Annotated in this window: 17 protein-coding genes; 5 read left to right on the top strand and 12 right to left on the bottom strand. The window is 73.4% G+C overall.

Annotation, left to right across the window (positions count from 1 at the left end; translation table 11 throughout):
* Positions 1 to 195 precede the first annotated feature (195 nt).
* Positions 196 to 1,806: a citramalate synthase gene (cimA, locus tag SERN_RS09230; protein ID WP_135849870.1), complete on the top strand. Its 1,611-nt coding sequence runs from the start codon at positions 196 to 198 to the stop codon at positions 1,804 to 1,806.
* Between the two features lie 18 nt (positions 1,807 to 1,824).
* Here the strand turns inward: cimA and SERN_RS15325 are convergent, their stop codons facing one another.
* Positions 1,825 to 2,454, bottom strand: coding sequence for a hypothetical protein (locus SERN_RS15325; RefSeq protein WP_158292626.1), 630 nt, complete (start codon positions 2,452 to 2,454; stop codon positions 1,825 to 1,827).
* A gap of 65 nt (positions 2,455 to 2,519) precedes the next feature.
* On the opposite strand from SERN_RS15325, the gene SERN_RS09245 reads away from it, so the two are divergent.
* Both SERN_RS09245 and SERN_RS09250 read left to right on the top strand, forming a co-directional pair.
* A complete protein-coding gene (locus SERN_RS09245) occupies positions 2,520 to 3,596 on the top strand; it encodes a lipoate--protein ligase family protein (protein WP_135849872.1) in 1,077 nt (358 codons plus the stop codon).
* The gene (locus SERN_RS09250; protein ID WP_135849873.1) at positions 3,593 to 4,168 is read left to right on the top strand and encodes an HhH-GPD-type base excision DNA repair protein; all 576 of its coding nucleotides are present in this window, start codon (positions 3,593 to 3,595) and stop codon (positions 4,166 to 4,168) included. Before SERN_RS09245 ends, SERN_RS09250 begins: the two co-directional genes overlap by 4 nt.
* Here the strand turns inward: SERN_RS09250 and SERN_RS09255 are convergent, their stop codons facing one another.
* Positions 4,169 to 5,029: an alpha/beta fold hydrolase gene (locus SERN_RS09255; RefSeq protein WP_135849874.1), complete on the bottom strand. Its 861-nt coding sequence runs from the start codon at positions 5,027 to 5,029 to the stop codon at positions 4,169 to 4,171.
* 53 nt (positions 5,030 to 5,082) lie between these two features.
* Between SERN_RS09255 and SERN_RS09260 the strand changes: the two genes are divergently transcribed.
* The gene (locus tag SERN_RS09260; protein ID WP_233251592.1) at positions 5,083 to 5,634 is read left to right on the top strand and encodes a CGNR zinc finger domain-containing protein; all 552 of its coding nucleotides are present in this window, start codon (positions 5,083 to 5,085) and stop codon (positions 5,632 to 5,634) included.
* Here SERN_RS09260 and SERN_RS09265 read toward each other — a convergent pair.
* The 8 genes from SERN_RS09265 to SERN_RS09300 form a co-directional block, all read right to left on the bottom strand.
* Entirely contained in the window at positions 5,631 to 6,695 is a 1,065-nt protein-coding gene (locus SERN_RS09265) for a DUF2510 domain-containing protein (protein WP_158292627.1), read from the bottom strand. The genes SERN_RS09260 and SERN_RS09265 overlap by 4 nt on opposite strands.
* Before the next feature lie 35 nt (positions 6,696 to 6,730).
* Complete coding sequence (locus tag SERN_RS15805) at positions 6,731 to 7,894, bottom strand: DUF2510 domain-containing protein (protein ID WP_135849877.1); 1,164 nt, start codon at positions 7,892 to 7,894, stop codon at positions 6,731 to 6,733.
* A 113-nt stretch (positions 7,895 to 8,007) separates the two neighbouring features.
* Positions 8,008 to 10,638 (bottom strand): DEAD/DEAH box helicase, encoded by a 2,631-nt coding sequence (locus tag SERN_RS09275; protein ID WP_135849878.1) that lies wholly within the window; start codon positions 10,636 to 10,638, stop codon positions 8,008 to 8,010.
* Between the two features lie 9 nt (positions 10,639 to 10,647).
* Positions 10,648 to 11,799, bottom strand: coding sequence for a 23S rRNA (uracil(747)-C(5))-methyltransferase RlmC (gene rlmC / locus SERN_RS09280; RefSeq protein ID WP_135849879.1), 1,152 nt, complete (start codon positions 11,797 to 11,799; stop codon positions 10,648 to 10,650).
* Positions 11,800 to 11,886: 87 nt separating this feature from the next.
* On the bottom strand, positions 11,887 to 12,312 hold the full coding sequence (locus tag SERN_RS09285) for a VOC family protein (RefSeq protein WP_135849880.1): 426 nt from the start codon (positions 12,310 to 12,312) through the stop codon (positions 11,887 to 11,889).
* A gap of 136 nt (positions 12,313 to 12,448) precedes the next feature.
* Positions 12,449 to 12,826 carry a VOC family protein gene (locus SERN_RS09290; protein WP_135849881.1) on the bottom strand — a complete coding sequence of 126 codons (378 nt, stop codon included), beginning with the start codon at positions 12,824 to 12,826 and terminating at the stop codon, positions 12,449 to 12,451.
* Between the two features lie 16 nt (positions 12,827 to 12,842).
* Entirely contained in the window at positions 12,843 to 14,255 is a 1,413-nt protein-coding gene (locus tag SERN_RS09295; RefSeq protein ID WP_135849882.1) for a hypothetical protein, read from the bottom strand.
* A 65-nt stretch (positions 14,256 to 14,320) separates the two neighbouring features.
* Entirely contained in the window at positions 14,321 to 15,865 is a 1,545-nt protein-coding gene (locus tag SERN_RS09300; RefSeq protein ID WP_135849883.1) for an HNH endonuclease, read from the bottom strand.
* A gap of 190 nt (positions 15,866 to 16,055) precedes the next feature.
* Between SERN_RS09300 and SERN_RS09305 the strand changes: the two genes are divergently transcribed.
* Complete coding sequence (locus tag SERN_RS09305) at positions 16,056 to 17,075, top strand: DUF4349 domain-containing protein (protein WP_135849884.1); 1,020 nt, start codon at positions 16,056 to 16,058, stop codon at positions 17,073 to 17,075.
* On the opposite strand, the gene SERN_RS09310 is transcribed toward SERN_RS09305, so the two are convergent.
* Together SERN_RS09310 and SERN_RS09315 are read right to left on the bottom strand one after the other, a co-directional pair.
* On the bottom strand, positions 17,044 to 18,636 hold the full coding sequence (locus SERN_RS09310) for an ATP-binding cassette domain-containing protein (RefSeq protein WP_332888467.1): 1,593 nt from the start codon (positions 18,634 to 18,636) through the stop codon (positions 17,044 to 17,046). The two genes, SERN_RS09305 and SERN_RS09310, sit on opposite strands and share 32 nt — an antisense overlap.
* Positions 18,633 to 19,442 carry an ABC transporter permease gene (locus SERN_RS09315; RefSeq protein ID WP_233251593.1) on the bottom strand — a complete coding sequence of 270 codons (810 nt, stop codon included), beginning with the start codon at positions 19,440 to 19,442 and terminating at the stop codon, positions 18,633 to 18,635. The genes SERN_RS09310 and SERN_RS09315 overlap by 4 nt, the downstream gene beginning before the upstream one ends.

A 19,442-nucleotide genomic window follows, 5' to 3' on the forward strand; every position in this document is an offset into this window, starting at 1 on the left:
TCATTACCTAGCGCGTCCGGCCCACCCGGACGCGCCGCCTCCCGCACCCTCGGGAGGCTTTTTCGTGTCCGGGCGAGCAATCCGTCAGCCTCCTCGGACGCGGCGGACGGGATCCACGGGATCAGGCAGGGCCACCGGCACCACCCACGCCGGAGACGCCGACTCCCACACTCGCGGTGAAAGCAGGCAACAGACATGACGACGCCCCACGCGCTCGACGGCGTGACCGTCGAGATCTACGACACCACCCTGCGCGACGGCGCGCAGCAGGAGGGCATGAACCTCACGGTGGCGGACAAGCTCGCGATCGCCCCCCTGCTCGACGAGCTCGGCGTGGCCGTGATCGAGGGCGGCTGGCCCGGCGCCATCCCGAAGGACACCGAGTTCTTCGGTCGGGTGGAGAAGGAGCTCGAGCTCCCGCGCGCCCAGATCGCCGCGTTCGGCTCGACCCGCAAGGCCGGTGGCCGGGCCCACGACGACGTCCAGGTCCGCGGCCTGCTCGACTCCGGGGCGCCGATCGTGACGCTCGTGGCCAAGAGCGACGTCCGGCACGTCGAGCGCGCGCTGCGCACGACGCCGGAGGAGAACCTCGCGATGATCACCGACACCGTGCGGTACCTGCGCGAGGCCGGGCGCCGCGTGATCGTGGACGCCGAGCACTTCTTCGACGGCTACCGCTACGACAGCGACTACGCCCTGCGCGCCGTGGAGGCCGCCTTCGCGGCCGGGGCCTCCGACGTCGTCCTGTGCGACACCAACGGCGGCATGCTGCCCGACTGGGTGCACGCGATCGTCACCGACGTGGCCTCACGCACGAACGGCACCCTGGGCATCCACGCCCACAACGACTCCGGCTGCGCCGTCGCGAACTCGGTCGCCGCCGTCGTGGCGGGTGCGCGTCACGTCCAGGGCACGATCAACGGCTACGGCGAGCGGACCGGCAACGCCGACCTCCTCGCCGTCGTGGCGAACCTCGAGCTCAAGCTCGGCGCGCGCTGCCTCGCGCCCGGAGCGCTGGCCGAGGCGACACGCATCGCGCACGCCGTCAGCGAGGTCACCAACATCCCGCCGTACGGACGCCAGCCCTACATCGGCGCCAGCGCGTTCGCGCACAAGGCCGGGCTGCACGCGAGCGCGATCAAGGTCGACCCCGACATGTACCAGCACATCGATCCGACGCTCGTGGGCAACGACATGCGGATGCTGGTCTCCGACATGGCCGGCCGCGCGTCGATCGAGCTGAAGGGCCGCGAGCTCGGCTTCGACCTGACCGGTCAGCCCGAGCTGCTGGCGCGCGTGGTCGACCGCGTGAAGAACGCCGAGGCGGAGGGCTACACGTTCGACGCCGCCGACGCCTCGTTCGCGCTCATGCTGCGCGAGGAGATCGACGGCGCACGCCCGGCCTACTTCCGCGTCGAGAGCTGGCGCGCCTCGGTGAACTACTCCGAGCGCGTGGGCGGCGACGGCGAGAGCGAGGCGACCGTCAAGCTGCACGCCGGCGGCGAGCGCGTCGTTCGCACGGGCGAGGGCAACGGTCCCGTCAACGCGCTCGACCACGCGCTCCGCGACGCGCTGCGGGGCATCTACCCGGAGATCGAGACGTTCGAGCTCATCGACTTCCGGGTCCGCCTGCTCGACACCTCGCACGGCACCGATGCCGTCACGCGCGTGCTGATCCAGACGACCGACGGCACGGACGTGTGGAGCACGGTCGGCGTCGGGGCGAACATCCTGGAGGCCTCCTACGAGGCGCTCGTGGACGCGCTGGTCTACGGGCTCGTGGCCCGGGGCGTCGAGATCCGGTAGGCCGGAGCCGGTCGTCGGTCAGGCGATCTCGGCGAGGGGCGCCTGGTCGACCACGAGGCGCACCCGGACCGCCTTGCGTGCGAGCTGCTTGCGCGCGGAGGCGAGCACCTCGGTCACCTCGGCGTCGACCGTCTCCTCGGCGATCGTCACGTTCAGCACGACCGGGTACTCCGGATCGGCGTCGTGCGGCGCGGGGGAGTGCTCGCCGACGGCGGCCGCGAGCCCGTTCTCGAGGGCGGCCCGCAGGTCCTCCGCGCTGCCGGCGGCGGACGGTGCCGTGTGCACGATCCGCACGACGACGCCACGCAGGCCCGGGTTCCACGCCAGCACCGGCGCGGGCTGGTCGGAGGGGACGATCTGCTCGGCGACCTGGAGCGTGGTGGCGGAGCCGAGCTGGTCGGTGACCGGATCGGGCTCGGGGAAGGGCTCGGGGTCGGGCTCGACGGTGGGCTCGGGGTCGATGACAGGCTCGGGCTCGTACGACGGCTCAGGAGGGAGATCTGGCTCCGGCTCCGGGTCGATCGCGGGCACCGCAGAGACGTCGTCGGGCGCGGTGACGTCCCGCTCCCTGACGCCTTGCTGCTCCTGGACGACGTCCTGCTGCTCGTCGACCTGCGGGGTGTTCTTGCGCCAGCGGAACCAAGCCATGCCCCAGGATCTCCCGCCGCCACCCCTCGAGGCAACACCGCGCGCGCCGGTGGGAGGATGGAGGCATGGTCGCTGCGAGCAGTCACGGTGAGTACAAGGTCCCCGGCGGCAAGCTCGTCGTCGCCGACGTCACGCTGGACGGGGAGGGCGACGGTGCCACCCTGAGCGGCGTCGCGATCTCGGGGGACTTCTTCCTCGAGCCCGACGAGGCGCTCGACACGATCAACGGCGCCCTCGTGGGCGTCCCGGCGTCGGCGAGCGTGGCGTCGATGGCGGCGGCGGTCGCTGCGGCCGTGGGCGACGACGTCGCCATGGTCGGGTTCTCGCCCGAGGCGGTCGCGATCGCGGTGCGCCGCGCCCTCGGCCACTCCACGAGCTGGGGCGACCACACCTTCGAGGTGATCCGTGGCGAGGCCGAGGTGCCGTTCATGCAGATGGCGCTCGACGAGGTGCTGGCGCAGTCCGTCGGTGCCGGCACCCGCGGGCCCACGCTGCGGTTCTGGGAGTGGGAGCGCACCACCGTGGTGATCGGCTCGTTCCAGTCGATGCGCAACGAGATCGACCCCGAGGGTGCGGGGCGGCAGGGGGTGACTGTCACGCGCCGCGTGTCGGGCGGTGGCGCGATGTTCATCCAGCCCGGGAACACCATCACCTACTCCCTGTACGTGCCCGCCTCCCTCGTGGACGGGCTCAGCTTCGAGCAGAGCTACGCGTTCCTCGACGACTGGGTGCTGGGTGCGCTGCGTGACCTCGGCATCAGCGCCACCTACGTGCCGCTCAACGACATCACGTCGCCCGCCGGCAAGATCGCGGGCGCCGCGCAGAAGCGGTACGCCTCCGGCGCGGTGCTGCACCACGTGACGATGGCCTACGACATCGATGCCGACGCGATGCTCGACGTGCTCCGCATCGGCCGCGAGAAGCTCTCGGACAAGGGCACCCGCAGCGCCAACAAGCGGGTCGACCCGCTGCGCAGCCAGACCGGCCTGCCGCGCGCGGAGATCATCGACGCGTTCCTGGCGCACTTCGCCTCGCGCTACGACACGCGCGCCGGTGACATCACGCCCGCCGAGCGGGCGGAGGCGGAGCGCCTCGTGGAGCAGAAGTTCGCCACGCCGCAGTGGTTGAATCGGGTCCCATGAGCTTCCACATCGCCAACCTGCCCGAGGCTGACGCGGTCCTGGACGAGGACTCCTTCGCGGTCGTCGTCGGGATGATGCTCGATCAGCAGTACGGCATGGAGCACGCGTTCCGCGGCGGCTGGAAGGTGCGGTCCCGGTTCGGCACGCTCGACCCCGCGGCGATCGCGGCCGCCGACCCCGAGGACTTCGTCGCGCTCTGCAGCCAGCCGCCCGCGATCCACCGGTTCCCTGGGTCGATGGCCAAGCGGCTGCAGGAGCTCGCCGCCCTCGTCGTGGAGCGCTACGACGGCGACGTGACGCGACTGTGGACCGAGGCGACCAGCGGCCGCGACCTGCTGAAGCGGGTGCAGGACCTTCCCGGGTTCGGCAAGCAGAAGGCGCAGATCTTCGTGGCCCTGCTGGCGAAGCAGCTCGACGTGCGGCCCGAGGGCTGGGAGGCCGCCGCGGGCGACTACGCGCTCGAGGGGTACCGGTCGGTCGCCGACGTGGTGGATGCCGAGTCGCTGCTGAAGGTCCGTGACTTCAAGCAGCAGAAGAAGGCCGCAGCGAAGGCGGCTGCGGCCGAGGACTGATCACCACGTCCCCCGCCACTCCCGGATGATCGCCACGACCTCGTCGAGGTGGGACTCGAGGAGGAAGTGGCCGCCGTCCAGCAGCTCCACCCGGGTGTGAGGGGCGTCGCGCAGGAACGCGGTCGCGCCCGCCGACGCGAAGATCTCGTCGTGCCGGCCCCAGACCGCCAGCACGGGCACGCGTGAGGACCGCAGCCAGGCCTGAACGGCGGGGTAGAGGTCGCGGTTCGTCCGGTAGTCGGCGAAGAGGGCCAGCTGCACCGCCTCGAGGCCCGGGCGGGCCAGGAGCGCGAGGTCGTGCTCCCACGCGTCGGGGTCGACCGTGGTGGGGTCAGGGACGCCGTGCAGGTACTGCCACTCGACGGCCTCGCGACCGAGCGCGGGAACGAGGGCGGCCCGGTTGGCGGGTGACCGGTCGTCGCCGTACGACCAGATCGGTGCCCAGAAGTCCGGCACGAATCCCTCCTCGTAGGCGTTGCCGTTCTGGGAGATGACGCCCTCGACGGCATCGGGATCGGCCAGCGCCAGGCGCCAGGCGACGGGTGCCCCGTAGTCCTGGACGTAGACCGTGTACCGCGCGATCCCGAGGTCGGCCAGGAGCGACCGCGTCACGGCGGTGAGGCGGTCGAACGTGTACTGCATCTCGTCGGTCCCGGGTGCGCTGGAGCGGCCGAAGCCGATGTGGTCGGGCGCGACGACGCGGTAGCGGTCCGCCAGGGCGGGGATGAGGTGGCGGAACATGTGGGAGCTCGACGGGTACCCGTGCAGGAGCAGGAGGACGGGGGCGTCGGCCGGCCCCGCCTCGCGGTAGAACACCTCGAGTCCGTCGATGGTGGTGGTGCGGTGGTGGACGGTGACCATGACTAACCTTCTATCGTTTGGTAACTGGTTAGTGAGACGGTAGCATGGTCGTCGTGGCGCCGAACCAGGGAAGAGGAGTCGATGTGCTGGACGACGAGGAGCTCGTGCTGGGTGTGCTCAACACGGCACCGGTCGTCGACGGTCGACCCACGGACGAGCTCGACGAACCCGGTGCCGCGGAGCTCGCCAGGCGACTGGGCGGTGACGGCTCACCCGCGGAGCTCGCGCAGCTGCGCGAGGTCCGCGAGCTGCTGCACGCCGTCGTGCGTGGGGAGGCAGGGGCCGTCGAGGACCTGGCCGTCTGGCTCGACGGCGTCGTCCTCGTCCCCGAGGTGGGCTCCGCCGGGATCGCCTGGACGCTCCGGGCGCCGGCCCACCGCGTGCTGGCGGCGCGCGTCGCGACAGCCTGGTCCCGCGTCGTCGCGGCTCGTCCCGGTCGACTGCGACCGTGCGGCAACGACGAGTGCCACCTGTTCCTGATCGACCGCAGCCGGCCCGGCACCGCGCGGTGGTGCTCGATGGCGACGTGCGGCAACCGGATGAAGGTGCGCGCGCACGCTGCACGGCGCCGCGACGAGGCGGCGTCGAGCGAGCGGGTCGACTAGCCCTGCGTCACGCTGACGTTGAAGGTCGCCGTCGAGAGGTAGAGCTCCTCGAGCACGACGAAGGTCGATCCCGGTGCCAGGTCGAGCTCGACGTAGGGGTCGTACTCGCTGCCGCCGATCGTCTCGGCCACCGTCTGGCCGCGGTCGTCGATCGAGGTGACCCTGGTCCCGGTCAGGTAGGTGAGCTGGCCGTCGAGCTCCTCGCTCGCACCGCGCACGTCGACGACGGCGCCCGCCTCGACGTCGGTGGTCAGCTTCAGCACCGCGATGCCGGCGTCGTCGGTCAGCTCCACGTCCACGGGCGTGCCGGGAACGACCTCGACGACCGTCGCGGGTTCGGCGACCAGGGCCGCCGTGGTCTCGAGACCGTCGCGCTCCGTGAGCACGACGTCGTAGCTCCCGGCGGGCAGCGTGAGCCAGTACCCGGGATCGCTCCAGGTGCCACCGACGAGCGCCGCCAGGGCATTGCCGCGGTCGTCGGGCAGCGCGAGCGGTTCGGTGGTTCCGGACGGCGTGATCGTCATCTCGACGTCCTCGTCGCCCGTCGCCCCGACGAAGTAGTCGCCGTCCGTGGTGATCTCCAGGACGGTGGTGAGCGCGCCGTCGGCCGGCACCGTTCCGGTGGGGGCGTCCGCGGGGGCGAACGGCGGCAGGGTCGAGGTGGAGGAGGGGACGGGATCGGCGCCGCCGCCCGGGTCGGCATTCGACGAACCGCCGTCGATCAGCGCGTTGGCGGCGACGGCGATGATCGCGATCACGACGACGCCGGCGCCCACGAGCCACCAGACGAGTCCGCCGCCCGAACGCCGAGGGCCGGTCGCGCCAGGGGTCGCCAGCACGGGCGCCGGGGTCCACGTGCTGACGGTGCGCGGCCCCTGGGTCGCCCGGAGGTCGGCGTCCGCGAGGTAGGGGTAGTCGTCCAGCGCCGTGGTCGGTCCGTGCGCCACCTCCTCCAGGGGCGCGAACGGCTGGGTGTAGTCGGTCCAGTCGTCACCGTCCCACAGTCGCACCTGGGGCAGGCCCTGGGGGTCGGGGTACCAGCCGGGTTCCTTCGTCAGCACGGTCCTAGTCTCGCCTACCTGGTGATCCGTCTCGCCTACCTGCTGATCCAGGGGGTGACCTCGGCCGTGCCGGCGGCGCCGTCGAAGTCGGCGACCATCACGACCACGCGGCCACCCTGGACGGCGTCGGGCTCGACGTAGGGGTCGAACGCGTCGCCACCGACGTCGGCGATCGCCTCGTCCGACCGGTCGTCGTTCTCCCAGAACAGGCCGTCCGACGCCACGACGGCGGCCGTGAGGTCGTTCCCGCTGGTCGATCGCACGTCGAGCTCGAGGTCCTGGCCCTCGGTGAGGTCGAGGTAGCCCACCCACACGCCGCCCTCCGGCACCTCGACGGAGGTGGGGACGGCCTCGGTCAGTGCGCCTCCGCCGTCGCCCAGGCTCGTGAGGGTCACGTCGATCTCCGCCGCCTCGGAGTAGTAGTCCGAGATGCCGACGGTGTGCTCGCCCGCGGCGAACCACCCCGCGATCATCGCGTCCTCGCCGGACAGACCGAGCGCCTGCGCGGGCAGCGGGTGGTAGTCGGAGAAGGAGAGCGCACCCTGCGGCGTCGAGAGGGCCACGTAGGCGTCGGAGTCGTCGGTCGAGCTGGCCGTGATGAGGTACAGCCCGTCGGCGGGGAAGGTGACGACGGCCTGCGCCTGAGCACCGGCCGGTACCGAGACCGAGGTGGTGGCACCCAGGGGCACGTCGACGTCGACGACCTCCTCGGCCCCGGTGGTCGGTGCCGCGGTGGCGCCCGTGGGGTCGGAGGAGGGGTCGCTCGGGTCGGCGGAGCCGGTCGCGACCGGCGCGGGGTCGGGCTGCGCGCGGTCGAACCAGCCTCCGCCCACGGCTCCCCACGTGACGACGCCGGCCACGCCCAGCACCAGCACGGCGCCGACGACGACGAAGGGCCAGCGCGGCGTTCGGGAGGCGGTCGAGGCGGACGTGGCGTAGCCGGGTTGGCCGTAGCCCTGGCTGCCGTAGCCCTGGCTGCCGTAGCTCTGCTGCGGGTAGCCCTGCTGCGCGTAGTTCTGCCCCGCGTAGCCCTGCCCGGCATACTCCTGGCCGGCGGGGTAGCCCTGGAACGTCGCGGCGGGCACCGTCGGAGCAGCTGGTGCCGCCGGAGCCGTGTGCCGGGTCCAGGCCGATCCGTCGTGGTATCGGACGTTCCCCGGATCGTCGGGGTCGGGGTACCAGCCGGGTACCGCGCTCATGCCGCTCGCTCCACCGCGGTCTCCTCGCGTCAGGTCAGGGGCCCGCCGGGGGGCGGTGCTGCACGGAGCCTACGGCCCGGCGACGTCCCTCGACCACGCCCCGCGAGCGGGTCTCAGAGCTGCGCGAGCGAGAGGGGCCGCACGACGACCTCTGTCGCGGCGTCGCACGCGTCGAGGTCGATCTCGAGGATGAGGCGCCAGTCGTGGTCGCCGTCGGGATCCTCGAGGATCTGGGTGACGTACCAGGTGCGACCCTCGGGCTCGATGAGGAGCAGCGACGCCGAGCGCGCGGCGCCGTCGGTGCCGATGTCGTCGTACTCGCTCCAGTACGGGCCCAGGGCGTCGGCCCAGCGCTGCGGGTCCCAGCCCGCACCGCCGTCGAGCGCCCCGAGCGCGGCGTACTGCTCGCGCGCCAGGAGCTCGACGCGGCGGAACGCCGCCCCGCGCACGGCCGTGCGGAAGGCGCGCTCGTTGGCCGTGAACGGCGGCGGGGTCTCGGAGTCGCCGAAGCGGCGTTCGGCCGCCTCGAGCTCCGCATCGGTGAGGCCGTCGGCGTCGACGGCGTCGCTCGCCGCCCCGGCCAGCGCCTCCCACTCGGTCAGGAGCGAGGAGTCGACCTGGCGCACCACCTCACCGAGCCAGGTCAGGACGTCCTCGACCTCGCTCGTGCGCAGGTCCGTCGGGATCACCTGGCGCATGGAGCGCAGCACGTCGGTCAGGTACCGGAGCACGACGCCCTCGCTGCGCGTCACGCTGTAGCGCGAGACCAGCTCGGAGAACGTCATCCCCGTCTCGATCATCTCGCGCACGACCGACTTGGGCTCCAGCTCCCAGTCGCTCACCCACGGGTTGGCGCGCGCGTAGATCTCGAACGCGCCGGCGAGGAGCTCCTGCAGCGGCTGCGGGTAGGTGATCTCGTCGAGGAGCTCCATGCGCTCCTCGTACTCCAGGCCGTCGGCCTTCATCTGGCCGATCGCGTCGCCGCGCGCGGCGTGCTGCTGCGCCATCAGCACGGGGCGGGGACCCGGCGTCGTCGCCTCGATGACGGAGACCACCTCGAGCGCGCGCGTGAACGGCTCCGCCTCGGGATCGAGCAGCTCGAGCGCCGCGAGCGCGAACGGCGAGAGCGGCGAGTTCAGCGCGAAGTCGTCGGGCATGTCCGCCTCGAGCGTGACGGTCGGCTCGCCGTCGCGCACGTACTGGCGCGGGGTGTGCTGGACGAGACCCGCCGACCGCAGCGAGCGGTAGATGCCGACGGCGCGGCGCAGGTGGGGGTCGGCCGCGCGGTGCGGCTCGTGGCTGTCGAGGACGAGACGCGTCATGCGGGCGACGGGGTCGCCCGGCCGGGCCAGCACGCCCAGCACCATGGCGTGCGTGACGTGGAACTGGGAGGTCAGCGGCTCGGGTTCGGAGTCCCGGAGCCGCTCGAAGGTCTTGTCGGTCCAGTTGACGTGACCGTCGGGCGCCTTCTTGCGGACGATCTTGCGGCGCTTGCGCTCGTCGTCGCCCGCCTTGGCCAGCGCCTTGGCGTTCTCCACGACGTGGTCGGGGGCCTGGACGACGACGTCGCCCACCGTGTCGAAGCCCGCGCGGCCCGCGCGACCCGCGATCTGGTGGAACTCGCGCGCCGTCAGGTGGCGCGAGCGGACGCCGTCGTACTTCGTCAGCGACGTGAACACGACCGTGCGGATCGGCATGTTGACGCCGACGCCGAGCGTGTCGGTCCCGCACACGACGCGGAGGTGACCGGCCTGCACGAGCCGCTCCACGAGCCGGCGGTAGCGCGGCAGCATGCCGGCGTGGTGGACACCGATGCCCAGGCGCAGGAGGCGGGACAGGGTGGTGCCGAAACCGCCCGCGAACCGCTCGCCGCTCAGAGCCTCGGCGATGGCCTCGCGCTGCGGCCGCGTGGTGACCTGGACCGAGGTGAGGGCCTGGGCGCGCTCGAGCGCGGCGGCCTGCGTGAAGTGGACGACGTAGACGGGCGCGCGACGCGTGGTGAGGAGCTCCTCGATGACCTCGGTCAGGGGGTCGAGGGAGTAGGCGAAGTGCAGGGGGACGGGGCGCTCCGTGTTCGCGATGACCTGGCACTCGCGGCCCGTGCGGCGCGTCAGGTCCTGCGTGATCGAGGTCATGTCGCCGAGCGTCGCGGACAGGAGCACGAACTGGGCGCCGGGGAGGTCCAGCAGCGGGATCTGCCAGGCGGCACCCCGCTGGGGGTCGGCGTAGAAGTGGAACTCGTCCGCGACCACGACGAGGTCGGCGTCGTTCTCGGTGCTGGCGGGGGTGGCGCCGAGCTGACCGCGCAGCGTCTGGGCCGCGAGGATCTCGGCCGTGCAGCAGATGACCGGGGCACCGGGGTTGATCGAGATGTCACCGGTGACCATGCCGACGTTCGCGGCGCCGAAGACGGCGGCCAGGTCGAAGAACTTCTCGCTCACCAGCGCCTTCACCGGCGCGGTGTAGAACGTCCGCGCACCACGGGCGAGGGCGGCCGCGTGCGCGGCGATCGCGACGAGGCTCTTGCCGCTCCCGGTCGGGGTGGCCAGCACCACGTGCTCGCCGCCGAGGACCGCCAGGGCGGCCTCCTCCTGGTGCGGGTAGAGCGTCAGACCCCGGTCGACCGCGTACGCCTCGAACGCCTCGTAGGCGTCGTCGGGCGACGTCCCCCGAGCCAGGGCGAGCGGGTGCGCGGGCGAGAGGGTGGTGGTGACGGGAGCGCGGGTCGGGGCGGGGGAGGGCACCCTGAAAACCTACCTTCGCTCCCTGGACAGCAGCACCAGCACCTCGTAGTGGTCGGTGTGGGGGAACATGTCGAGCACCTGGGCGCGCTCGACCCGCAGCGAGGGCATCGCCGTCAGGTCGCGCGCGAGGCTCGCGGCGTTGCACGAGGAGTACAGGACGTGCTCGGCGCGGGAGGTCTCGAGCCAGCCCGCGAGGTCGGGTCCGATGCCTCGCCGGGGCGGGTTGACGACGACGACGTCGGGCGCCCGCGCGGGATCGCCCAGGGCGACGGCTCCGGCGTCGTCGGCCCGGAAGGTGGCGCGGTCGAGCCCGAGATCGCGCGCGGTGCGCTCGGCGCTCGCGACGGCCTCGGGGGAGACCTCGACGCCGAGCACGTCCAGGTCGGGCAGCGCGGTCGCGGCGTGGAGCGCGAACCCGCCGACGCCGCAGTACAGGTCCCACAGCGTCCGCGGCCGCAGCTCCGCGAGCCAGTCGGTGGCGTGCCGGTAGAGGGCGGTGGCAACGGCCGTGTTGGTCTGGAAGAACGACCTCGGCCGCAGGTGGAGGGGGAGGCCGTCGACGGTCATGGTGAGCGTCGCGCCGTGCAGCACGATCTCCTCGGGCCCCTCGAGCACGGCCGCGTGCTGCGGGTGGATGTTCAGGCTGACGACGGCGATCGTCGGCAGCGACGCGAGCAGGGCCGGCAGGTGCTTGCGGATGCGGACCTCGGCCTCCCGCGAGCGGAGTACGAGGCGGACCATGAGGTCGCCCTCGGGGCTCGCCGTGACCAGCACGTACTTGAGCTCCCCGCGGCGGGAGGCGACGTCGTAGGGGGTGAGGGCCGCGGTCGTGACGAAGCGCCGGAGCTCGGGGAGGGCGTTCTCGATCGCCGGGTCGTGCAGCGGGCAGCGCGTGAGGTCCGTGACCTGCCCGGGCGGTCCCTCGATCGACTGGATGCCCAGGACGGGCTCGGCCACGGTGCCGCCGACGACCATCTTGGCCTTGTTGCGGAACCTGCTGTCGGGGCTGACGACGGGGGGCAGCCAGACCTCGGCGGGCAGGGCGAGCGGCGCGAGCAGGCCGCGCACGGCCGCCTCCTTGCGCGCGACCTGCGTGTCGTAGGGCAGGTGCAGCAGGGTGCAGGAACGGCACAGGTCCCGCTCGAGGTAGTCGCACCGCACGGTGACGATCCTGCCACCGTGCGGTGCCGGCTCACTCCGGCCCGCTCACTCCGGCCCGCTCACTCCGGCCCGCTCACTCCGGCCCGCTCACTCCTGGGGCGCGCCGCCGATGTTGACCATCCAGTAGGTGCCGAACCTGTCGAACGTCATGCCGAAGACGTCGCCCCACGGAGCGGCCACGAGCTCCTCGGTGATCCGGCCGCCGTCGACCAGCTTGGCCCACTGCTCCCGGATGACCGCATCGTCCTCCGGTCCGCCGAACAGGGAGATGGCCACGGAGGAGGACTCGGGCAGCGCCATCGACGCCGGGGTGTCCGCGGCCATGAGCCAGGCTCGGCCGTCGATGACGAGCTGGCTGTGCATGATCTTGCCGACCTCGGCGGGGTCCTCGGACAGGCCGAAGTCGCCGTAGGTCGAGAAGGTCGCCTCGCCACCGAAGACGTCGGCGTAGAACTCCATCGCGGCGCGTGCGGTGTCGCGGAACTGCAGGTACGGATTGACGTTGACGGTCATCGGAGTGTCCTTTGCCTCGAGGTCGTGCGAGAGGTCGAGCTGGCGGTTCGGACGATAGACCCGCGCACCGACACGAACTCATCGGTCGGGCCGGCTCGGGTCGGGTTGCACCGGATCGGGTCGGCCCCGACCGGAGCTACGGTCGCTCGGCGATGACCAGCTCGTTGCCCCACGGGTCGCGGAGCTGGGCGAACCTGGCGCCGGGGTCGCCGTCGGGGCCCGCGTGCGGGATGAGCCCGAACTCACGCCCCAGGTGGGTGAGGTCGCCGTCGAGGTCGTCGGAGTAGAGGATCAGGGCGGGGTCCGACCCCGTCTGGGTGCCGACGCGGTCCGACGTTGAGTCCAGGAGCCACACCCCCGTATCCCCGACGCCGCCCGTGCCCACGTGGAGGGCGCGGAAGTCCTCGCTGATCCGCGCGTCGAGGAGCACGGAGAACCCGAGCCCGCGGGTGTAGAAGTCGTGGGCGTCGTCGAGGTCGGTGACCAGGACGACGACCCGTCCGAGCGTCAGCACCGGTGATCGCTCCGCATCAGTCGAAGAAGTCCTCGAACAGCTCGCCGAGGACCATCCCGCCCAGGAGGCCTCCGGCGAGTCCGCCGAGGTCGTTGCTCCGGCGGCCGCCGCCGAAACCACCAGCGCCGAGACCACCAGCACCGAAGCCGCCGCTGCCGCGTCGGCGATCGCCACCGCCCCAGTCGTCGCGGTCGCCCCAGCCGCCGCGATCGTCGCGGCCGTACCCGGCCTGACCACCGTCGATGTCTCGTCGCGCCAGGTCGAGCGCCTCGGCCGCGAGCGACGCGGCGCGGCGGGCGAGCCCGAACGCCTGGTCGCGGGCGTCCTCGTCGGAGCCGTACCGGTGCACGTCGGTCAGGGCGCGTTCCGCCTCCGCGAGTCGGGTGCGGGCGTCGGCGCCGATGTAGCCACGGTGACCCGCGACGACGTCGCGCGCGATCGCCAGCTGTCGCTCGGCGTCGTCGATCGCGTGGGCGAGCTGGTCGCGGGAGGGGACGGGGCGTGCCGCCCGCTCGCGCGCGGTGTCGACGGCGCGGTCCAGGGCCGTGTTCGCCTCGCGCAGCCGGGACAGCTCGGCGAACGGGTCCGACGGCGTTCCCGCGCTCGGGAGGGCGGCGAGCGCTGCCTCGAGATCGGTCGCGGCCGCCGTGACGGCCGGGGTCGCGGGAACCTCCCGCACCGCGATCAGGTCGCCGCGCGAGTCGGCGACGACGGCGGCGAGCGTCGACTCGGCGCGGAGCGCCTCGATCTCGTAGGTCTCGACGGCCTCGAGCAGGGTGGCCGAGCGTCGGACGCCCTCCGTGGCCGCCTCGAGCGCCACGGTGGAGGCCGCGGCGTTGCCGGAGTCCCGGCGGCGCGCCGCGACGTCGAGGCTGTGCTCGGCGAAGGAGATGAGCTGCTCGACCTCGGCCGCGTTGTCGGCCACCTGGCGGACGGCGCCGTCGGAGTACCGCTGCCGCAGCCGCGCCACCGTCTCGTGCGCCTGGGGCACCTGCGCACGGATGCGCTGCGCCTCGCTCCGGACGTTCTCCACGACGGCGGGCGCCTCGCGGACCTTGGCGACGGCCCGCTCGAGGTCGGCGGTCCTGGCGTCCAGCAGGTCCTGCGCCCAGTCGGCGAGCTGGACGATCCGGGCGTTGCGCTCGCGCAGCTCCTCGGGGGTGTCGGGGATGTGGTCGGTGTTGAGCTGGTGCAGCCGGAACGCCTCGCCGAGGTGAGTCCGCACGCTCGCAACCGCCTCGCGCAGGTCGGAGGTCGCGGCGTCGCCGAGCTCGGCGACGGCGAAGTCCAGCTCGTCAGAGGTCAGGCGCAGCCGCTCGTCAGCCTCGACGAGGGCGCGACCGGCACGCTGCGCGAGAACGGCGTCCCGAGCGTCGAGCTCGTCCTGCTGCTGGTTCTTGCGGGTACGACCCCAGAAGAGCGATGCCATGGGCCGAGTCTAGGTCGGGTGTCCGGAGGGATCGGCTGTGGGGGGAGCGAAGGGATCGCTCACCCTCACGTCCTCGGGTGGGGTTCCACCTCGACCACCCGCACGGGGATCCTGCTGGCGAGGTAGGCCTCGATCGCGGACACGGTTGCGGTGAGGTCGAGGTTGCGGACGTAGTCCGGAGGCCGGCGGCGTCGGGGCGACGGCATCGACGGCATTTTGGACGCAGTCGCAGTCGCAGTCGCAGTCGCTGTCGTCGGTCCAGGCAGATCGGGAGCGGTCGAGGCGTAGCGGTGACCGGTGGGGGTCGTGGTGGTGACGACGGCGTCGGTCGATGTCGCGCTCCATCCCGGAGCGGTCTTCGCGTAGTTGCACGCCTCGCACAGTCCCTGGAGATTCGCGCTGTCGGTGGCGCCACCGCGGTGGTGGTCGACGACGTGGTCGACGTGGAGGATGGGCGCGTCGCACCACGGCGTGCGGCAGGTGTCGTCGCGCAGCGAGACGAAGTCGCGCAGACCCGCCGGCGCCGACCTGGAACGCGACTCGAGCGCGGCCAGCTGGTTCGAGCCGGGACGTGTGAAGAGGCGGCGGAGCCACACCCGCTCAGGTTCTTTCCCGAGCGTCGAGGCGACGAGATCGCGTGCCCACGGCGCCGGGACGGGCCCGTACCCGGTCAGCCGGGCCGGTTCGTTCCGGCCGGGCGAGCCCGGGGGAGCGAGCAGCGCCGCATCGGTCATCACGAGCCCGACCTGGAGGGGCACGGCCTCCACCACCTCGCGCCCGGTCAGGCGTCCGACGAGGGTGTCGGCCATGACCTGACCGCGCGAGCGCACGTCGCCGCCCGAGCGAGCGGCGTCCGCGGCCTGCGTGAGGGCGGCGTACGCACCGACCCCCTGCGCGACGGGGAGCAGGGCCGTCAGGTAGACCATCGTGTCCGGGGCCGGACGGATCGTGACGCACCGGTCCGCCACCGCCCTGCGGGCCCGACGCACCAGCGCCGCGGCGTCGAGGCGCTGGGCGATCCGTCGGGCGCGGGCGGCGAGCGAGCGGGCACCGACGCCGACCAGTGCCGCCGCGTCACCGCACAGCTCCCGGTCCAGGAGCTGACGGTCGGCGACGTCGAGGCACGCGGACTCGCGCACGAGAACGGTGGCGCGCCACTCGTCGAGCGTTCCGGTAGCCAGCGCGTTCAAGGTGTGGGGCATCTCGGTCGTCAGGGCCTTCGCGACGCCCAGCAGGGTCTGGCCCGCGTGCGGCGACTGCCCCCGCGCGAGCGCGATCTGGCCGCCGATGCCCGCACCCTGCTGCTTCGCCGGGAGACCGGCCGCCCGCTGCGCGGCCCGCTGCTCGCGGTCGAGGTCCGCCGACAGCCGGGCCTGCGCGGCCGTCGCCGCCGCCTTCAGCCGCTCGAGGGCGGCGATGACGTCAACGAGATCGGCGCCGGACGGGTGCGTTCCGAGGGTGCCCGGCGTGGAGGTCACGGTCGCCCGCGCGAGAGCGACGCCCACGAGGGCCGAGGACAACGACGCGATCGAGCCGAGCGCGAGATCGTCCGCGCGCAGGCGTTCGCCGCCCCTGTCGCCAGCGGCACTCCCCGACGCGGAATCGAACATGTGTCCAGTGCATCACCCGCCACCGACATCCGCTCCTGGACGCGCGCGCGTCCCGTGATCCCAGGCTGCCGGGAGCCGCTGAACGTCACGATCGCGTCACAACGTCGCGCGCGCCGCAAGACCGCACCCCGCGCCCACACTCTCCGGTCACGGGGCACACGCCCGCCACGACACGGGAGGCGGCACGACGATGCGAATCGCGAGATCACCACGAGGCGGCACCACCACCGCAACCACGCGCACCACGGCAACCACGCCAACCACGCGCACCGCTCGAACAGCCGCGACCCTGGCCGTCGGCCTCGCGCTCCTCGCCGCCTGCTCGGGCGGAGGCTCGACGTCGGCCGACCAGGACGTCCCGCGTCCCCAGCAGGGCTACGACTCCGGTGCCGAGAGCGCCGCTGCCGGCAGTGCCGACCTCCCCGCCCCCTCCGACCTCCCCGCCCCCTCCGACGGCAGCGCTCCCGCGGACGGCAGCGCCTCGGCCGACGGCTCGCTCGCCTCGGCGGAGCGCCTCGTCATCTCCACGGGCGATGTCCACGTCTCGGTCGAGAACCCCGTCACCGCCGCCGACGAGGTGGTGGCGCTCGTCGAGGGCGTCGGCGGGCGCATCGACAGCCGATCGATCGTGGGGGAGACGGAGGAGCAGCACCCGTACGCGAGCCTCGTGGTCCGCATCCCGTCGGCCGACCTCACCCCGACCCTCGCCTCGCTCGACGACATCGGCGAGACCGTCCGCAGCGAGATCGCGGCGCAGGACGTCACCGGCACCGCCCAGGACCTCGACGCGCGCATCCGCGCCAAGGAGCTCTCGGTGTCCCGCCTCGAGGCGCTGCTCGCCTCCGCCAGCACCAACGCCGAGCTGATCGAGGCCGAGTCCGCCCTCACCACGCGTCAGTCGGAGCTCGAGGAGATGCAGTCCCAGCGCGCCCGGCTGGGGGATCAGGCCGCGATGTCGACCATCACGATCGAGCTGACGGTGCCGTCGGAGGTCGAGGTCCCCGCCGTGCAGTCCCAGGGGTTCACGGGCGGTCTCGGTGACGGCTGGGCCGGCCTGGTCGCCTTCGTCTCGTCGGCGCTCGTCGTCGTCGGCGTGCTGCTGCCGTGGGTCGTCGCGATCGGCGTCGTCGGCGGTCTGGTCCTCCTCGCCGTCCGCCTCCGGCGCTCGCGGCGTCGTCCTACCGCCCCGCCGCCAGCAGAGCCCGCGTGAACGGATGGGCCGGATCGGCCCACACGCGCTCGACCTCACCGTGCTCCACCACGCGCCCGTCCTTCATCACGACGACGTCGTCGCACACCTGCCGCACGACGGCCAGGTCGTGCGAGATCAGGACGAGCGACAGTCCGCGCCGCACCTGCAGGTCGCGCAGCAGGTCGAGGATCTCGGCCTGGACGGTGACGTCGAGCGCCGAGACCGGTTCGTCGCACACGAGCACGTCGGGGTCGGCGGCCAGGGCCCGCGCGATCGCGACCCGCTGCCGCTGCCCGCCCGACAGCGTCCGCGGCCGCCGCGCGGCGATCTCCGGTCCGAGCAGCACCTGCGCCAGCAGCGAGTCGACCTCGCCGCGCTCCGGTCGGCGGCCGACGCCGGTGATCGCGTCCCGGAGCACGGCGCCGACGTCGAGGCGCGGGTCGGTGCTGGCCAGCGGATCCTGCGGCACGAGTCGAACGTGGCGGCGCAGAGGCCGTCGCGCCCGCTCGTCGAGGGAGCTCCACGGCTCGCCGTCGCGCCGGACCTCGCCGGTGTCGGGCCGCTCGGCCGCCAGCAGCAGGCGTGCCAGGGTCGACTTCCCCGATCCCGACTCACCCACGACGCCGAGCGCACGGCCGTGCTCGAGGCGCAAGGAGACGTCATCGACGGCGGCGAGCGCGCCGCCGCCCGGCAGCGGGTAGGTGCGGCGCAGTCCGGTCCCCTCGAGCGCCGCGGGGCGATCGGGCGACGACGGCGCGCCCCCCGTTGCGGGCGGTGGCTTCGGCCCCCGCGGCACCGCCGCCACGAGCCGCTGCGCGTACGCCTCGGCCGGTGCGGACAGCACCTGCGCCGTCGTCCCCTGCTCCACCACGACCCCGTCCCGCAGCACCACGACGCGGTCCGCGACCCGCGAGACGGCCCGCAGGTCGTGGCTGACCAGGATCATCGCGGTGCCCTCGTCGCGCAGCCGCGCGAGCAGCGCGAGCACGCCGGCGGCGACCGTGGCGTCGAGCGCGGTGGTGGGCTCGTCGAGCACGAGGAGGTCGGGGGATCCGACGATCGCGGACGCGATGAGCGCACGCTGGCGCATCCCGCCCGACAGGTCGCCGGAGCGCTGCGCCGCGCGCACCGCCGGCTGGTCGAGGCCGGCATCGGCGAGCGCCGTGAGGACCGCCTCGTGACGGTCGGCGCGCGACCGCCGTCGGCCCGGGTGCGCCTCGAGCGCCTCCCGCACCTCGGCCCCCACCGTGCGCAGCGGGTCGAGCGAACCCAGCGCGTCCTGCATCACGAGGCCCACGCGCGCCCCGCGCAGCCGCCGCCACCGTCGCTGGCTCAGGTCGCGCGCGTCCTGCCCGGCGAGGTCGAACCGCGCGGCGGTGACGGTCGCCGTCGACCCGCCCTCACCCGCGAGGCCGAGCAGCGCGCGCGAGAGCACCGACTTCCCGGCCCCGGACTCCCCGACGACGGCGACGCACTCGCCCGGCGCGACGCGCAGCGACACCCCGCGCAGCACGGACGCCGCGCCGGCGCCGCGCCCGAAGGTCACGTGCAGGTCCTCGACCGTCAGCACGTCCGTCACGACGCCACCCGTCCCAGCCGGCGCCCGAGCACGGTCAGGGCCGCCGCCGTCGCCGTGATCACGAGCCCCGGGCAGACCGTCAGCCACCACGACGTCGTCAGGTAGAGGCGACCGGCGTTCAGCATCGCACCCCACTCCGACGACGGCGGCTTGGCGCCCAGCCCGATGAAGCTGAGGGCGGCGACCCACACGACCGCCTGCCCGATGCCGAGCGTGACGACCGCGACGAGCGGCCAGAGCGAGTTGGGCAGCACGTGACGGCGCAGCACCCACGCACCGCTCCGGCCCTCGAGCCGGGCCGCCGCGACGTAGCCCGAACCCGCGACCGTGCGTGCGCGAGCGCGCAGGATCCGCGCGTACCCGGGTGCCGTCGCGAGCCCGACGGCGAGCACCGAGGCCGCGACGCCCGGCCCCTGCACGGCCACGAGGAGCAGCGCGAGCACCATGGTCGGCAGGGCGTAGAGCACCTCCACGACGCGGGCGACGCCGACGTCGAGCCACCGCGGCCCGAGCCCCGCGGCGAAGCCGAGGACGAGCGCGAGGCCGGTCCCGATCGCCGTCGCGGCCAGTCCGACGCCCAGGGACGACGACGCCCCGTGCACGACCCGCGTCCACACGTCCCGCCCGGACTCGTCCGTGCCGAACCAGACCCCCCACCCCGGCGCCTGCATCGCGCCGGCGGGGTCGATCGCGGTCGGGTCGCCGGGGGCGAGAACACCCGGTGCGACCACGGCCAGCAGCATGAGCGCGACGACGGCGGCCGCCACGCCACCGGGGACGCCGAGGCGCCGCGCCGTTCCCCTCAC

This window comes from Serinibacter arcticus (assembly GCF_004786095.1).
Lineage (GTDB): Bacteria > Actinomycetota > Actinomycetes > Actinomycetales > Beutenbergiaceae > Litorihabitans > Litorihabitans arcticus.

Bases quoted from the DNA above. Each gene is read 5' to 3' on its own strand.
- SERN_RS09250 (WP_135849873.1), top strand. From the start codon at position 3,593: ATGAGCTTCCACATCGCCAACCTGCCCGAGGCTGACGCGGTCCTGGAC.
- SERN_RS09285 (WP_135849880.1), bottom strand. From the start codon at position 12,312: ATGACCGTCAACGTCAATCCGTACCTGCAGTTCCGCGACACCGCACGC.
- SERN_RS09305 (WP_135849884.1), top strand. From the start codon at position 16,056: ATGCGAATCGCGAGATCACCACGAGGCGGCACCACCACCGCAACCACG.
- SERN_RS15805 (WP_135849877.1), bottom strand. From the start codon at position 7,894: ATGAGCGCGGTACCCGGCTGGTACCCCGACCCCGACGATCCGGGGAAC.
- SERN_RS09295 (WP_135849882.1), bottom strand. From the start codon at position 14,255: ATGGCATCGCTCTTCTGGGGTCGTACCCGCAAGAACCAGCAGCAGGAC.
- SERN_RS09255 (WP_135849874.1), bottom strand. From the start codon at position 5,029: ATGGTCACCGTCCACCACCGCACCACCACCATCGACGGACTCGAGGTG.
- SERN_RS15325 (WP_158292626.1), bottom strand. From the start codon at position 2,454: ATGGCTTGGTTCCGCTGGCGCAAGAACACCCCGCAGGTCGACGAGCAG.
- SERN_RS09245 (WP_135849872.1), top strand. From the start codon at position 2,520: ATGGTCGCTGCGAGCAGTCACGGTGAGTACAAGGTCCCCGGCGGCAAG.
- SERN_RS09300 (WP_135849883.1), bottom strand. From the start codon at position 15,865: ATGTTCGATTCCGCGTCGGGGAGTGCCGCTGGCGACAGGGGCGGCGAA.
- cimA (WP_135849870.1), top strand. From the start codon at position 196: ATGACGACGCCCCACGCGCTCGACGGCGTGACCGTCGAGATCTACGAC.